We start from the raw sequence: 13,825 nt of genomic DNA on the forward strand, positions 1-13,825 counted from the left end.
GCGCCGAGATCCTGATGAAGGCGTTGGTGATCCACGCGCGGTTGGTCGCCGAGTACGGCGAGGACACCGAGCCAGAACGACCGGAAGGACCCCGTGACCGCACGCTCGCCCCGCAGCGCGCTCATAGCCCTGCTCATCATCGTTCTCGCCGTGGTCTCGCTCGTCGTCTGGAAGCACAACCGCGACGACAAGGCCGCCCACACGCCGCCGCCCACGAGGACGTGGAGCCCGCCGCCGGACTTTCCCGACGAGCGCCCCGACTTCGCCGCGAAGCTCCTCGCGCACCTGAAGGCCGGCGCCTACGGCGCGAGCATCGAGAGCGCCAGCGTCACCGAGGTGAGCGATTCCGGCACCTACCAGGCCACGGTTCGGTTGAACCTGGACTTCGACGTCGACCCCAACCGGGCGCACTCCACGGGCAACGCCGTCGGGATCGCGGCGGACGCTTTCGTGAGCGCAGACGAGTCGGTGAAGGTCCGGTTCATCGTCGTCGAGGACGTCGCGGGCATGACCCTCGCGTTCGGGCGGGGCGTGGCCTCACCGGAGGCGACGTCGGAGACCTAGTAGTGCTTCGTTAGGTGGGTTGGCAGGTCCACGTGTGCGCGGTTTGCTGGGTGTATGACGCCGGGGGAACTGTTGTTGTTGCGGGGGCGGTTGGAGTCGTTTGCGGCGGAGGTGTTCGCGCCGCTGCGGCGTGCGGACCAACGGGTGAAGGGGCGCGACCTGTCACGCGAACTGCTGTTGGACGGGCGGCGCAAGTCGATGCAGCCGATGGCCGGGCGGCCGGAGGTGGGGTGAACCCGAGCTCGGCGGCGGTGTCGCGCAGGTAGGCGATCGCGCGCCGCACCCGGCTCTCTTACTCAGTTCGGTGGCCTTGAGCAACTGGTGCATGTGCAGGTCCGCGGGCCGCGCCTCGATCCACGCGACGCGGACCGGCTGGCCGCTCACATTGGGCGGAAGTGCCCGCGCAGGCCCTCGTGAAACTGCCGTGAGTTGTCGAACTGGGCGGTGTTGACCGCGTCCCGGGCACCGGGGTCGGCCATCGTCTGGCGGGCGACCGCCGGGCGGCGTAGCAGCTCGGCCACGACCTCGGCGGCCGTGTCCGGGTCCTCGAACTGGACCTTGTTGACGACCTGCTTGGCCGCCGTGTCGCTCATTGCTGCGGCCGCGACCGCCCGACGCCGCAGCAGGTCCGCAGTAGCGTGCGCGGCGACAGAGTCGTCGCGGGCCAGGGTCGCGGATCCTCTCGACCTTTTCCTGCGTGGTCGACGGGTTGACCACCCGCTGCCCGACCACGCGCTGACGCCTCCGGCCCGACTCATGCAGCACGGGCGGGGCAGCATGATCATCCGTGTTTGCTCGTCTGCCCTACCTCGCTGTCACGAACGCGTTCGCCGCGCTGCGGCTGCTCCCGATGAGCGACCGCGCCAAGGACGCCGAGATCCTGGCATTGCACAACGAACATCGGCCGCACCGGGCCCTCCAGCAGGCGGCGCCACTACGCGAGGTCCCCGGAACGATCACCGATCCCGACCGGATCGCGCACCTCGACACGCGCCGACACGACCGACTCGGGGGCGCACTCCACGAGTACCGACATGCCGCGTGACGTGCATGGACGTATTTGTCGGCACCTACAGGGTCATCATCCAACCCGGGCCGACCGGCCTGGATATGCCCCTGCCGTCGCCGGCCCTCGAGGAGGGCGCCTTGCAGATCGGGGCGACCGTCCAGGGTCCGCTACACATCACGAACGATGCAGTTCGCCCTTGCCCTGGTCGCACCGACCCGGGAGGCGTTCATCAAACTGCGCCGCGACCTGCGGCGCGCCCTGGACCCCCAGCGCGGAACCGTCATCGTCGCCATCGCCGAACCGGACGGCAACAGCTGTTGATACCAGGCGTATTACAACGGCGGGTTCGAAGAGGACGAGGGGACGGACAGCGCGGGCCGCACCTGGTCCAAGATCGGCGTGCAGCTCCTCGCAACAGATCCCTTCTGGTACGGGCAGGAACAGCGCCTTCGGTTCGGGATGGTTGCCGGCCCACCCTTCCTCACCTATACCAGCGGCGCGACCATGTTCCTGCTGTTCCCGGTGCGTATCAGCCCCTCCCTGCTGCTGGGCGGCCAAGCCATCGACGTGACACCGAGGCCGCCACCTGGCCCATGTGGCGGTTCACAGGTCCGTTCGGCGCCGCACCGCGCCTGTTGAACCGCACCACCGGTCAGACGCTGACCGTCCATGCGACGGTGCGGGTCGGTGACGTCCTGGAGATCGACACTCGGCCTGGCCGCAAACGCGTCGAGCTGCTGCCCGGCGGAACCGGCCCCGGTGTGAACACCTGGCCCGCGGTCGGTTCCGCCGCCATGTGGCCGCTGGTTGGCGGACCCGACCTCATCGAGGTCTCCGCCGCCGTCGCCTCCCCGTCTTCCTCCATCGAACTCATCTATACGCCACGCTATTTGGGGCACTGAGTGGGCGCGATAGCTAGCCGGGGATGAGGCGTCCCCTCAGGGTGTAGACGCCGTTACTGCCGATGCCGAATTTGCCGGACGTCACGTACCAGAACGAAGGCACGCCGTTCCGGTTACGCAGGAGCCTGCACTCCACGGTGTAGGTGTAGTTCACCTCGCCTCCGATGTCGCATTTCCACTGGTACCAGCCGTCGTCGGGCGCCCAATACATTTCTTCCCGCCGGCTTCCGGGGACGGTCTGATACGTGTCCTCATTCCAGAGGAGAACCTGGGCGACGTAGGAGCCCCCCGTCAGCCAGATCGAACGGTTCTCGGTTTCGGCGTAGGCGGAGACCGAGGGCCTCGCGGTCAGGTAGAGAGTCCGCGAGATCTCCGCCCAACCCGCCGCCTGAGCGGGGCCGATCGACAACACGACGAGCGTCGCCGCAGCCATGAGCGCGATCCCGACCCTCTGCATGCTCCGCTTGATACGTCCTGCGCGCTTTATCAAACACCTGCCCCTTCGTGCGTCCTGCGAGCTTTGTCAACACCGGTCCCACAAGTCCTCGGCGCCGCCTGAGGTTTGGCTGAGCGACGCCAACAGGCCCGGCCGGTCAGGTCATTCCAACCGGATAACATGACTACACCGGTTGGATCGAGTGGCGCAAGCCTACGAGAGGCGGTCATGCGTGAAAGGGCCGTTCAGGCCCGCGCCTTCAGCCCGTGACCTGGTCGGCGGGCTGCTGGCATCCGTGAGTTCGGAGGCGATGCTGGGCCAACTAGACGATGCCGCAACGATGTTCGTTCCGTGACCGACGCCAACGCAGACTGCGCCCGGATAGGCAACAGTTTCTGAAGGAGCTGCCGTAGTTGCGCCGTTTCCGGATTCTGGCCTGCGGCCCCGACCGCCAGCCCCTCGCCGACATCGACTCCTACCGCAACGCATCCGTCATCCTGCGCGCCTCCCGGGTGTCCTCGTGGACGGTGACGATCCGCGCCGACGACCCCACTCCGATGCGGCATGCCCAGCTGTCGGCCGCGACCCGTTGTCGATCGTCCTGGACGTGTGGCCAACCCGGGACCGTTCCAAGCATGTGCGGTTCTCCCGTGACGTCGGCAACCTCAAGAGCGCCCAGTACTCGTTTTCGGCGCCGAACGCGACGCAGATCATTACCGCGTCGAAAGCTGTAAACGGGCAGCCCGCCGATACGGGCCGCTGGTACCACGTCCAGGACTCTCCCGAGGCAGGCCCCGAGTGGGGCCAGCGGGTGGAGCGGTACACCGAACGCGACGACATCGACCGCCTCACGGTGTTCGACGGCAGCGATGCGAACTGGCGGCAGCTCGCCACGGCCCCGCGCGAGGAGTTCGAGGAGAACCGCGGCGGCGGCTACCTGTCGCTGACGCCGATCGACACCCAACAGATCCAATTGGGCCGGGACTACTGGCCCGGCGACCTGGCTTCGATCCATGCTGCGGGCATCATTCACCGTGACATCAAGCCGGGGAACGTCATCCTTTCGCCGGACCCCGAGCAATACCAAGGCGGCACCTCAGGCACAGCATCGGATGTCTTCGCCTGGGGTGCCCTGCTCGCCTAGGCCGGAACCGGACGGCACCTCGCAGGTACCCGGACGACGCGGTCCGGCGCGGCGGGTTCGCCGACGAGGACGCCGCGCGGGCGGCGCTGCGGATGCCGTTGGACGGCGAGGCGTGCGGGTTCGACGCGGACCCGAACCAGCCCCTCGGCGAGTACCTGACGGTCTGGCTGGCGGAGAAGGAACTCAACCTCAAGCCGACGACGTTCGTCCGCTACCGCGACTACGTCACCAACGATCTCGTGCCGGGGCTGGGCAGCATCCGGCTTGATGGTCTGGGGCACCGTCAGATCTCCGCGTTCGGCCGCCGGCAGCTCGCCGCCGGCCGCGGGAAGACCACGCTGTACCGGTGCCTCGCGACGCTGTCGAGCGCGCTCGGTCATGCGGTGCGGCAGTACCGGCTCTCCTGCAACGCGGCGCGCCCGTCCGTCCTGCCGCAGCCGCGCAGCCCCGAGCGGGTCGTGTGGACCGCCGAGGAAGCCGCGAGGTTCCTCAAGCACTGCCACGCCACCGATCCCCTGATGGCGGACCTGTGTGAGCTGCTCATCGGAACCGGCATGCGCAAAGGCGAGGTGCTCGGCCTGCACTGGGACGACGTCCATCTCGACGAGGGCGTCCTCTACGTCCGCTACACACTCTCGGCGGTCAACAACACACGCTGGTGATCATCTCGCCCAAGACCCGCAGCAGCAGGACCTGGGTCGCGATCTCACCGCGGGTGGCCACCGCGCTCAAACACCGGGCCGCAGCCGCGCAAGGCAACGACGTCTCTCGCCGCCACACTGACCATCGCGCCTGGCGCCCCGCTCGTGGTGGTTTCCAAGACACTGCGACACCCGACACTGTCGACGATCGCGAACATCTACGCGCACCTGACGAGACCAGCGGCACGCGGCGCTGTCACCACCATCCAACGCGTCCTCGCCCAAGCGGAGCAGCATCTCGGCGGCCGACCGGCACACAAGGTCATCCCGACTGAGCCCCGAAGCTGGTTCCAGCAAGTCGCCGAACTGGTGCATTCCGAGCGCGAGACCACCATGCGATCACCACACGAAGGCACACGGACCTCGACGGCTGATCTGGCTTTGCACGTAGGCAACTTCGGTAGTGCGCACCGACGGCCACCGCCGGAAGGCGACCACACTGCGACCACCAGCCCACAGAACACCGGAAAGGCCACCCTCTCCTGACGGAGAGAACGGCCTCTGACCTGCGTCAACGCTGGTCGGGACGACAGGATTTGAACCTGCGACCTCTTGCCCCCCAGCGCGCCAGCGCCCGCAGCACCGTTCCGTGGCCGCGCAACCAGGCGTGCTTGCTGCCGTGCATCGCAACGGGCCTACCTCTGCGACGAGTTCTGAGGCCATGGTCACCGATCTACGTGAGACGCCGCAGGGCCTCGGGGAATCGTGGCACGAAACGCGCAGCCCGGGTGCTCGGGTGCGGGCGCGTCCGCAGGGGAGTCAACCCGCGAAGTCGTGGGTCATCCACACCGTTCCGTTCTTGTCCACTATTACGGCGATCCCGATGCGGTTGAAGTCCGCGTCGAGAAAGCCCGACTGGGCCGGGTTCGGCGTCGTGTCGGCTTCGTCGCGGACCATGCCGAGGGCCAGGCTCGCGGTCGTCTGGGAGCCGGTGGCCGGGCCGTCGGAGAAGTTGCACTCGCCGATGCGCGCCCACTTCACGCCGGCGGCGGTCTCCCGGGCGGCGAGGTTCGGTTCGTTGCCGCACTGCGATTGCTTGCCGCAGCCGGCGGCCACCAGGCGGACGTGGGCCAGCGCCGTGCCGTCCAGGGCGGCGACGCGCGTCAGCGGTGCCAAGCCCCGGCCGGCCCGAATGCGGTTGATGGAAGCGAGCACCTGGTCACCGACGTCAGACGGGCCGGGGACTGTGCGGGAGGCGGTAGGCGTGAGCGTGGGACGACCGCCCGTGGCCGCGACGGCGACCGGAACGGCGGCCGGGACGGTAGTCGGGGTCGCCACCGGGACGGTGGGCGGATCCGCGATCGGAACGGTGAGCGGTTCCGTCGTCGGGCCGCCGGTCGTCACGCCATCGGCGGGCGGGCCGTCGGGCGCACCGACCCGGGCGGGTGGCCTCGCCGCCGTTCCGTTGTCGACGACGGCGATCGTCGCGCCGCCGACCGCGGCCACTGCGGCGATCACGGCTGCCGCCTTGAGCAGGCCGGTGTGCTTTGCGGTAGCCGTGGCGGCCACGCCGTTCTTCGCCGCCACGCCCGTCGTGTACCCGGCCGCATGGCCCACCGCGCTCCCGCCGGAACCGTGGAGCAGTGCCGCCACAGCGGCGCCGAGCCCGACCGGAATCGGGACCAACGACAGGTAGGCCAGCAGCCGTTCGGCCGGGATCGCGTCCTCGGCGACGACTTCGCACCGGTCGCAGTCGCGTATGTGCCGGGCGAAGCGCTTCCGCCACAGCGGATCCGGCCGTCCGTGCCAGCGGAGGGCCACGTCGGCGAGTTCGGGGCAGCGCGGCCCCGCTTCCAGCGCACGGACGATGGCCCGCGACAGTTCCAGCTGCGCCTTCATCCGGGCGACGCGGACGGTCACCACGTGCGCATCGGTTTCCAGCGCATCGGCCAGTTCGGTCCGGGTCAGCTGCCCGGCCGCGACCAGCCACCAGAGCGACAGCAGGTGCCGGTCGTCGTCGCCGAGCCAGGCCGTGGCCCTGGCCACCTCGCGGCGCTGTCCGGACAGGCCCAGTTCCAGGATCGCCAGATCGGCGAAGTCGGCCCCGGGGTCGGCGATGTCGAGGGCTGACTCCAGGGGGGCCGGGTTCACGTGGCGCTGCCGGCCGTGGTGCCGCACCTGGTTCATGGCCACCGCCACCAGCCAGCTGCGGAACGAGCCCAGGTCGCGCAGGCCCGGCAGGCCGCGGACGACGCCGAGCATCGTCTCCTGCACCACGTCGTCGACGTCGCTGCCGCCGCGCAGCGCCCGGCCCACGATGTTGTAGACCAGCGGGAGATAGTCGCCGACGAGCCGGTCGAGCGCCTCCCGGTCGCCATCGCGGGCCGCCGCTATCAGACCTTGGTCAGTGAGCTGTTCCACCACACCTGCCCCCGAGCGCACCGCCGCCGAGCCCGGCTTCGGGCCGTAGGTCTCCTGTACAGGCCGAACGCGTCCGCGCCGTCTCCATCAAGCCCCCCACCACTGCTGCATGTCCCATGAATGATCAAGGATTGGCTTCGCGATCAAGTCTGCACTCTTTGTCCGAGGGAGAGTCCGCACGTCCGGCGGCTAGGAGATGCTCAGGGATACGGGATGTCCGCTCACCGGCGGCAGGCACACCGACTTGCTGCACGCGGCGTAGCCGACGAGCAGCGTTGCCTCGCCGTGCTCGGCGACGGTGACGGGTAGGTCGACCGTCACCGGGCCGTCCGGGTACACGGGCAGCGTCAGGCCGGTTCCCTCCAGGGCCAGGGTGGTCGGCGCCGATTCCGCCGTCAGGGGCCCCGCCGCGGTCAACGCACCGCGAGTCGTCACGGAGACCGGCCGGCCGACGCCCTGGATGCCGCCGGCCGGCAGGTCGACGCTGTACAGGTGGAACCCGGCCCGGTCCGGTGTCAGCGTGGCGACGAGAGTGGCGTGCGTCGCGGCGCGGTCTTTGAGGCCGATAGTGACGGTCACGCCCTGGTCGGAGAACTGGGCCAGGTGCAATGTCTCGGCCTTTCCAGCGCCGGATGCGCCTGAGCCGGGAGTGGTCGCAGCCGAGGCGGCGGACGTGCCGGCTGCGGCAGATGTCGCCGCGCCGGCCGCCGTGGTCGGTTGCGGTGTCGCTGCCGGGGCGCAGCTGGTGACGATGACGGCGAGTGCGCCGGCGGCCGCCGCTGAAAACGCTCTGCGCATCAGGTCGCTCCTAGATGGGGGTTCCGTTCGCCTAGGAGTTGCAGGGCCGCTGCCGGGGTCACAGTTTTTTGCCGACCCGAAAACTGTGACGTCGGCAGCCGTGGCTCATCTCCCCTTCCCAGAGACACCCGGTCTCCACGTCAGGACAGGAGTCACATCTTGCCGAAAGCGCTAGCGGCCCTCGCGATCAGCACGCTTGTTGCCGCGCTCTCCGGCTGCGCCCCGTCCGGCGCGCCGCAGTCGGCCTCGGCGCCGGTATCGGCGCCGGCCGCGTCGGCCGGTGCGCCGGGCACCGGCACCGCTCCCCCGACCGTCACCGCCGTGACACCTTCGCCCTCGGACCTGTCGTCCACGACGAGCACGCCGTCCTCCACCCCGCCGAGCAAGGGTTCGGCCGCGACGAGCAAGCCCCCGACCACAGCCGGCAGTTCCCGTACGTCCGCCGCGTCTTCGGCGCCCGCGCGTCCGAGCACCGGCCGTCCGCAGCCGCCGGGCGCTCCCCTGCCCTCGATCGGCTACGACCCCAAGGCAGACTCCAAGGCCCAGATCGCCGCCGCCCGCGCCGCGGCCAAGGCCGACAACCGCAAGGTGCTCCTCGAATTCGGCGCCGACTGGTGCGGCAACTGCGTCGCCTTGGACAAGACCCTCCACGACCCCTCGGTCCAGGCCGAGTTGGTATCCGCGTACCACCTCGTCCAGATCGACGCCGACACCCACGGCGATCTGCTGTCGCAGTACGCGCCCAGCAACTCGGGCGGCTACGGCCTGCCCGTCATCGTCATCCTCAATCCTGACGGCAGTACGCGCGTCGACACGGACAAGACCGGCAACCCGGGCCTGGGTGTGTCCTCCTTCCTGGCATTCCTGAAGAAGTGGGCCGCATGATCGGCATGCCGAAACTCAGGTGGTCGGTGTCCGCGTCCCTGGCGGCCGCGGCCTTGCTGTCGAGCGGATGTTCCCCAGACGGCAGCGCAACCTCCGCTCAGGCAACCGTCGTTCCCCCTGACCGGCGCACAGCTTTCCCGCACTTGTCCGGACCGACGCTCGACGGCTCCACGCTCGACTTGACGTCCCTTTCGGGCCGCATCGTCGTCGTGAACGTCTGGGGGTCGTGGTGTGCGCCGTGCCGGCGCGAGGCCCCAGACCTCCAGCGCGCCTACGACGCGTATCAAAGCAAGGGCGTGTCGTTCGTCGGCATCGACACGCGGGACGACGCCGCTCAGGCGAACTCCTTCATCACCTCAAGCCGGATCGCGTACCCCAACCTCGTCGACGACGGCTCGGGGAGCCTCCTGGCCAAGCTCGTCGGCATCGTGCCACTGCAGGCGGTCCCCTCGACAGTGATCGTGGACCGCATGGGCGACGTCGCGTGGAAGGCCTCCAGGCCCGTCGACTACCGAACCCTCGCGGGCGGCCTGGACTCGGTCCTCGCCGAGAACCCCGGGAAGTGACCGAGACAACGAAGGACCAAGTGTTCGATGATCCATGTCGCCGGCGCCGCCGGCACGGTCGAAACGGGCTCACTGCTGCTCGCCGTCCCGATCGCCGTGGCCGCAGGTCTGGTCTCCTTCCTTTCACCGTGCGTACTCCCGCTGGTCCCCGGCTACTTGTCCTATGTGGCGGGGCTGACCGGCATCGATCTGGGGGCGACGCGGCTTGAAGATGCGGCACGCGCCAAACGCGGCCGCATGGTGCTCGGCGCGTGCCTGTTCGTCTGCGGTTTCAGCCTCGTCTTCATCCTCATGGGAGTCGTCGCCGGCGGCACCGGCGTCTTCCTCCTCACGCACCGCGACGTGCTGCAGCGCGTCCTCGGGGTGCTGACCATCGTCATGGGGCTCTTCTTCGCCGGCCTCCTGCCCGCCGCACTCAGCCGGGGGCTCAATCGCGAACTGCGCTTCCACCGGGCGCCGAGAATCGGCCTGGCAGGCGCCCCGGTCCTCGGCGTGATGTTCGGTTTCGGCTGGACACCGTGCATGGGACCGACCCTGGGCGCGATCGAAGGACTCGGCCTCGCCGAGGGCTCCGTGGACCGGGCCGTCGTCCTCGCCGCGGCCTACTGCGTGGGGCTGGGAGTGCCGTTCATCCTCACCGCTGTCGTCTTCCGCAAGGCCATGGGCGCCATCGGCTGGTTCAAGCGGCACTACCGGACGGTGACGCGCATCGGCGGCGGCATGCTGGTCCTCATCGGAATCCTGCTTGCCCTGGGCGTGTGGAACGACCTGGTGGCCCTCGTCCAGGGACAGATGTCCGGCGGCGTGAGCCCGCTATAGCCTCCCGGGCACTGGATGGCTTAGGCGATCGCCCACCGCATCGGGCAGTCCGTGCCGGTCTGCAGCGGCGGGCCACCGCCGCTGCAGACCAGAAGATGGCCCGCAACCACGCAGGCCGCATTCCATCGCCGCAACGGCTCCGCGTACCTGATCCGGGACCAGTCACGCCGCCCTCCTCGCGTTGGGAGACGGGTTCACCCGTCACGTCGGCAGCCGTCGCACGTGCATCGGGGCGAAGGACCCGATGCACGTGCAACGGGCGGCTCGGTCAGGGGGCGAGCACGACCGTCTTGCCGGGCAGCCGTCCGGCGCCGGCATCTGCGTGCACGGCGGCCAGCTCGGTCACCGAGCGGCGGGCGGCGACATGGGTGCGGACCTTGCCGGCGTCGACCTTGCCGACCAGCTCGGCCAGCTGCGCGCCGTCGCTGCGGACGAACAGGTTTGCGCTGCGCACGCCGCGGGCGGAGTCCTCGGGGATCGGGCCGGCCGTGCTCGCGGCGACTCCGCCGTCGGCGACGTACGAAGTCAGCTGCGCGAGCTCGTCGGGGGAAACCCGCACGTGGTTGACCACGACCTGGAACGGACCGCCCACGGCGACCGGACCCGCGGCAAGGTCGAGCGGTCCGAGAACCCGGTGGGCGCCGTAGCCGCGCAGGCGCTCGGCATGCTGCGGCGAGTCCACCGCGGTCACCTCGACTCCCGCGTCGACGGCGAGCTGCACTACCAGGCTGCCCACCCCGCCCCCCGCTCCGTTGACCAGCACGGACTGGCCGGACTTCAGCTCGGCGAGCTCGAACGCCGTCTGCCAGGCCGCCAGGCCGGTCAGCGGCAGCGCTGCGGCGTCGACCAGACAGCGCTCACCCGGATCGCCGCCACCGTAAGTCAGGAGCTCGACTGCTGAGCGCCGCCCTCCAGCGGTGCTTCCGGGACTGCGGTCAGATGTCGGCCCGGTGCCTGTTCTCCGCCATCGGCTTCTACCCGGTGAAACCGGCCTCCGGGGAGTACGTGTGGGCAGCCGCTGGCGGACACCTCGACTTCACCATGGACGAGACGCCGCAGGCCTGGGGAGCCTTGACGACATTTCCCCCCACCGTGCCCAACGCCGCCGCGCCGGGACTTGGCGGGGAAGAACTCCAGCTCCGTGACGGCGAGTTCGTTGTCGCCTCCGGCTTCGGTCAGGCCCGCGAGCAGGGCGGCGGGATAGGCGGCGTCCGTGTCCTCGAGCGGCGCCGGCGCAGCGACCGCGCGGATTCCCCGGACGACGCCAAACCCGTTGCGCGAGAAGGCGCATCGACGCCGTCCCCGCGCCGCCGGGTCGAAAAGCCGTGCGGTTTTCCGTTAGCCCCGTCCGTTCCATGCATCTCCAAGGTGTCGGCACTCACAACCCGAACCTTTGCCGGCGAAGGAGAGAGACACGCATGGGACGTAGGAAAGCGATACCGGATCGCCCCCGCCGTCGCCGTGGTCGGTTGCTCGTCGCAGCCACCGTGACGGCCGCCCTCGTGATGGGTGCGGTCGCCGTCGACGCCGCCTTGGACGGCGACCCGCCAACCCCCGGCTCCGTCGACGCCGCGAGCACGCAGGGGGCAGACCCCGGAGAGATAGGCAGCCCGGCGTCGGCTCCGCTGCACAAGGATGAACCTGAACCTCTGACGTCGGTACCGAAGAACGACGTGGGCAAGGGCATGGTGTACACGGGCCTGGTGCCGTCGGCCAAGGGCGACAAGTGCGTTGGTGTGTACACGGTCTCCGAGGCGGGGCTGTGTACGCACGGCCCGGACGAGCCGCCGAAGGGCGTCGACATCCACCAGGACACCAAGCCCGTCGCCGCGCCTGCCGCCGCGCCCGCCGCGCCCGCAGTGGGCGCGGACTCGCCGCCGTCCGCGGCCGACCTGCTGAAGGACGCTCCGCCGGTCATCGACGTGCAGTCCGGCGCCGTGCTCGCCGCCGACGCCCCGGCCGCGGGGACGCCCGCCTCTGAGGCGACCGCCGCCGCGGGCGCAGCGGTGGTCTGCGACGGTGACGGGAGCACCGGCAACCGGGTCCAGGTGCTGTACGTGCACGCCCCCGGCAACGACCGTTTCGGCCAGTACCTGCCCTCGATCAAGAAGTGGGCCGCCGACGCCGACGTCATCTATAACGCCAGCGCCCAGGAGACCGGCGGCACCCGCCACATCCGCTACGTCACCGAGTCCGACTGCTCGGCGGTGGTCCTGAACGTGGAACTGCCCGCGTCTGAGCTGCAGCAGTTCGGCGCCACCACCGGTGCGCTGGCCAAGCAGGGGTTCAACCGCAAGGACCGCAAGTACATGATCTTCGCGGACGCCCAGGTCTACTGCGGCATCGGCACCTTCGCCGGCGACGAGCGGCCGGGCAAGGACAACATGAGCAACTTCGGCCCCTCGTACGGCCGGACCGACAACGGTTGCTGGAGTGGCTCGACCGCCGCACACGAACTCGGCCACAACCTCGGCGCCGTCAACAACAGCGCGCCGAACAGCAGCAAGGCCGGGCACTGCGTCGACGAGTGGGACGTCATGTGCTACTCGGACTCGCCGTACTACCCGAAGATGCAGATCAAATGCCCCGACCGCGGCGGCGACCAGCGGCTGGACTGCAACCACGACGACTACTACAACACCAACCCGCCCGCCGGCAGCTACCTCACCACCCACTGGAACGTGGCCAACAACCAGTTCCTGATAGCCGGCGGCGGCACCGGCCCCAACCCCACGCCCACGCCCACGACGAGCCCCACCAAGACCCCGACCGGGGACCCGACGCCCACGCCGAGCCCCACCAAGACATCGACCGGGAGCCCGACTTCCACACCGCGCCCGACCAAGACCTCGACCGGGAGCCCGACGTCCACACCGAGCCCGACCCCGACCGGCGGACCGGCATCGCCCAAGGTGGCGATCGGCCAACTCACCGCGTCCTCCGTCGTGCTGAGCTGGGCCCAGGTCACCGACGCGGCCAGCTACGACGTGGTGCTGAACGGCCGGACGTTGGGCACCGTCCACTCCACCGTGGTCAGACTGGTCAACCTGCGGCCCGACACCGCTTACAAGGTCGCCGTCGCCGTACGTGACCAGGCCGGCCACGTGGCCAAGCCCGGCCCCGAGGCGTCCTTCCGCACTCCGAAGGCCGCAGACCCGGTCGGACCGACCAAGCCCGGCACCAAGTACGTGATGGTCAACACCCTGACCGGCCAGGCCGCCGACATGTGGGGCGCCTCGACCGCCGACGGCGCTGTGCTGATCGGCTACCAGCGCCACGGCTACGCCAACCAGCAGTGGCTGTTCGAGGACCAAGGCAACGGTAACCTGCGGATCCGCTCGGTGCGGTCCGACAAGTGCCTGCAGATCGGCGGCTCGGCCGTGGCCGGCCAGTACGTGATGCAGCAGCCGTGCAGCAACGCGGACACCCAGCAGTGGAAGATCACCGCGAGCGGCGGCGGCTACACGCTCACCGCGAAGAACTCCTCCCTCGTCCTCGGCACCGGCAATCGCTGGTACTACGGCGGTCGGCTGCTCGAACTCCAGCAGCCGAACGGCCAGACCTACCAGAACTGGGCCATCCAGCCGGTCTCCTGAGGCCGTCCCGAGCAGGCGGTGGGGCGGGAACCACCCCCGTCCGC

At 69.7% G+C, this 13,825-nt stretch carries 18 protein-coding genes and 1 pseudogene; 13 read left to right on the plus strand and 6 right to left on the minus strand.

Annotated elements, in window-relative coordinates; translation table 11 throughout:
* The first annotated feature begins 93 nt into the window (after positions 1-93).
* On the plus strand, positions 94-564 hold the full coding sequence (locus tag QI554_RS25165) for a hypothetical protein (RefSeq protein ID WP_281472592.1): 471 nt from the start codon (positions 94-96) through the stop codon (positions 562-564).
* Positions 565-618: 54 nt separating this feature from the next.
* Positions 619-783: pseudogene (locus tag QI554_RS25170) on the plus strand (IS701 family transposase); the annotation flags it as partial.
* Positions 784-944: 161 nt separating this feature from the next.
* On the opposite strand, the gene QI554_RS25175 reads toward QI554_RS25170, so the two are convergent.
* Complete coding sequence (locus QI554_RS25175; protein WP_343230817.1) at positions 945-1,349, minus strand: DUF6192 family protein; 405 nt, start codon at positions 1,347-1,349, stop codon at positions 945-947.
* Between the two features lie 2 nt (positions 1,350-1,351).
* Here QI554_RS25175 and QI554_RS25180 point away from each other — a divergent pair, with 2 nt between their 5' ends.
* The 3 genes from QI554_RS25180 to QI554_RS25190 all read left to right on the plus strand — a co-directional run bounded on the left by QI554_RS25180 (position 1,352) and on the right by QI554_RS25190 (position 2,475).
* Positions 1,352-1,609, plus strand: a complete 258-nt coding sequence (locus QI554_RS25180; protein ID WP_281472594.1) for a hypothetical protein — start codon at positions 1,352-1,354, stop codon at positions 1,607-1,609.
* 147 nt (positions 1,610-1,756) lie between these two features.
* On the plus strand, positions 1,757-1,894 hold the full coding sequence (locus QI554_RS25185) for a hypothetical protein (RefSeq protein WP_281472595.1): 138 nt from the start codon (positions 1,757-1,759) through the stop codon (positions 1,892-1,894).
* Positions 1,895-2,208: 314 nt separating this feature from the next.
* Positions 2,209-2,475 (plus strand): phage tail family protein, encoded by a 267-nt coding sequence (locus tag QI554_RS25190; protein WP_281472596.1) that lies wholly within the window; start codon positions 2,209-2,211, stop codon positions 2,473-2,475.
* A 13-nt stretch (positions 2,476-2,488) separates the two neighbouring features.
* Here the strand turns inward: QI554_RS25190 and QI554_RS25195 are convergent, their stop codons facing one another.
* Positions 2,489-2,932, minus strand: a complete 444-nt coding sequence (locus tag QI554_RS25195; RefSeq protein WP_281472598.1) for a hypothetical protein — start codon at positions 2,930-2,932, stop codon at positions 2,489-2,491.
* A gap of 499 nt (positions 2,933-3,431) precedes the next feature.
* Here QI554_RS25195 and QI554_RS25200 point away from each other — a divergent pair, with 499 nt between their 5' ends.
* Positions 3,432-4,055 (plus strand): Gp37-like protein, encoded by a 624-nt coding sequence (locus QI554_RS25200; protein ID WP_281472600.1) that lies wholly within the window; start codon positions 3,432-3,434, stop codon positions 4,053-4,055.
* 92 nt (positions 4,056-4,147) lie between these two features.
* Positions 4,148-4,717 carry a tyrosine-type recombinase/integrase gene (locus QI554_RS25205; RefSeq protein WP_281472601.1) on the plus strand — a complete coding sequence of 190 codons (570 nt, stop codon included), beginning with the start codon at positions 4,148-4,150 and terminating at the stop codon, positions 4,715-4,717.
* A gap of 798 nt (positions 4,718-5,515) precedes the next feature.
* Here the strand turns inward: QI554_RS25205 and QI554_RS25210 are convergent.
* The 3 genes from QI554_RS25210 to QI554_RS25220 all read right to left on the minus strand — a co-directional run bounded on the left by QI554_RS25210 (position 5,516) and on the right by QI554_RS25220 (position 8,232).
* Entirely contained in the window at positions 5,516-7,117 is a 1,602-nt protein-coding gene (locus QI554_RS25210; RefSeq protein ID WP_281472603.1) for a sigma-70 family RNA polymerase sigma factor, read from the minus strand.
* 189 nt (positions 7,118-7,306) lie between these two features.
* Positions 7,307-7,696: a protein-disulfide reductase DsbD family protein gene (locus tag QI554_RS25215; RefSeq protein ID WP_281472604.1), complete on the minus strand. Its 390-nt coding sequence runs from the start codon at positions 7,694-7,696 to the stop codon at positions 7,307-7,309.
* Between the two features lie 371 nt (positions 7,697-8,067).
* Positions 8,068-8,232, minus strand: coding sequence for a hypothetical protein (locus QI554_RS25220; protein ID WP_281472605.1), 165 nt, complete (start codon positions 8,230-8,232; stop codon positions 8,068-8,070).
* A 4-nt stretch (positions 8,233-8,236) separates the two neighbouring features.
* Here QI554_RS25220 and QI554_RS25225 point away from each other — a divergent pair, with 4 nt between their 5' ends.
* The 3 genes from QI554_RS25225 (at position 8,237) to QI554_RS25235 (ending at position 10,185) form a co-directional block, all read left to right on the plus strand.
* A complete protein-coding gene (locus tag QI554_RS25225; RefSeq protein WP_281472607.1) occupies positions 8,237-8,800 on the plus strand; it encodes a thioredoxin family protein in 564 nt (187 codons plus the stop codon).
* Positions 8,801-8,943: 143 nt separating this feature from the next.
* On the plus strand, positions 8,944-9,366 hold the full coding sequence (locus QI554_RS25230; protein ID WP_281472609.1) for a TlpA family protein disulfide reductase: 423 nt from the start codon (positions 8,944-8,946) through the stop codon (positions 9,364-9,366).
* 27 nt (positions 9,367-9,393) lie between these two features.
* Positions 9,394-10,185 (plus strand): cytochrome c biogenesis CcdA family protein, encoded by a 792-nt coding sequence (locus tag QI554_RS25235; protein WP_281472610.1) that lies wholly within the window; start codon positions 9,394-9,396, stop codon positions 10,183-10,185.
* A gap of 268 nt (positions 10,186-10,453) precedes the next feature.
* Here QI554_RS25235 and QI554_RS25240 read toward each other — a convergent pair whose 3' ends face one another.
* A complete protein-coding gene (locus QI554_RS25240) occupies positions 10,454-10,777 on the minus strand; it encodes a zinc-binding dehydrogenase (RefSeq protein WP_281472745.1) in 324 nt (107 codons plus the stop codon).
* Here QI554_RS25240 and QI554_RS25245 point away from each other — a divergent pair.
* The 3 genes from QI554_RS25245 to QI554_RS25255 are packed head-to-tail and all read left to right on the plus strand — an operon-like array spanning position 10,745 to position 13,781.
* Positions 10,745-11,086, plus strand: a complete 342-nt coding sequence (locus tag QI554_RS25245; RefSeq protein WP_281472755.1) for a hypothetical protein — start codon at positions 10,745-10,747, stop codon at positions 11,084-11,086. The genes QI554_RS25240 and QI554_RS25245 overlap by 33 nt on opposite strands.
* A 38-nt stretch (positions 11,087-11,124) precedes the next feature.
* Complete coding sequence (locus QI554_RS25250) at positions 11,125-11,676, plus strand: hypothetical protein (protein ID WP_281472612.1); 552 nt, start codon at positions 11,125-11,127, stop codon at positions 11,674-11,676.
* Positions 11,655-13,781 (plus strand): RICIN domain-containing protein, encoded by a 2,127-nt coding sequence (locus QI554_RS25255; protein WP_281472615.1) that lies wholly within the window; start codon positions 11,655-11,657, stop codon positions 13,779-13,781. Before QI554_RS25250 ends, QI554_RS25255 begins: the two co-directional genes overlap by 22 nt.
* Positions 13,782-13,825 lie beyond the last annotated feature (44 nt).

The organism is Yinghuangia seranimata (assembly GCF_029953285.1).
Taxonomy (GTDB): domain Bacteria; phylum Actinomycetota; class Actinomycetes; order Streptomycetales; family Streptomycetaceae; genus Yinghuangia; species Yinghuangia seranimata.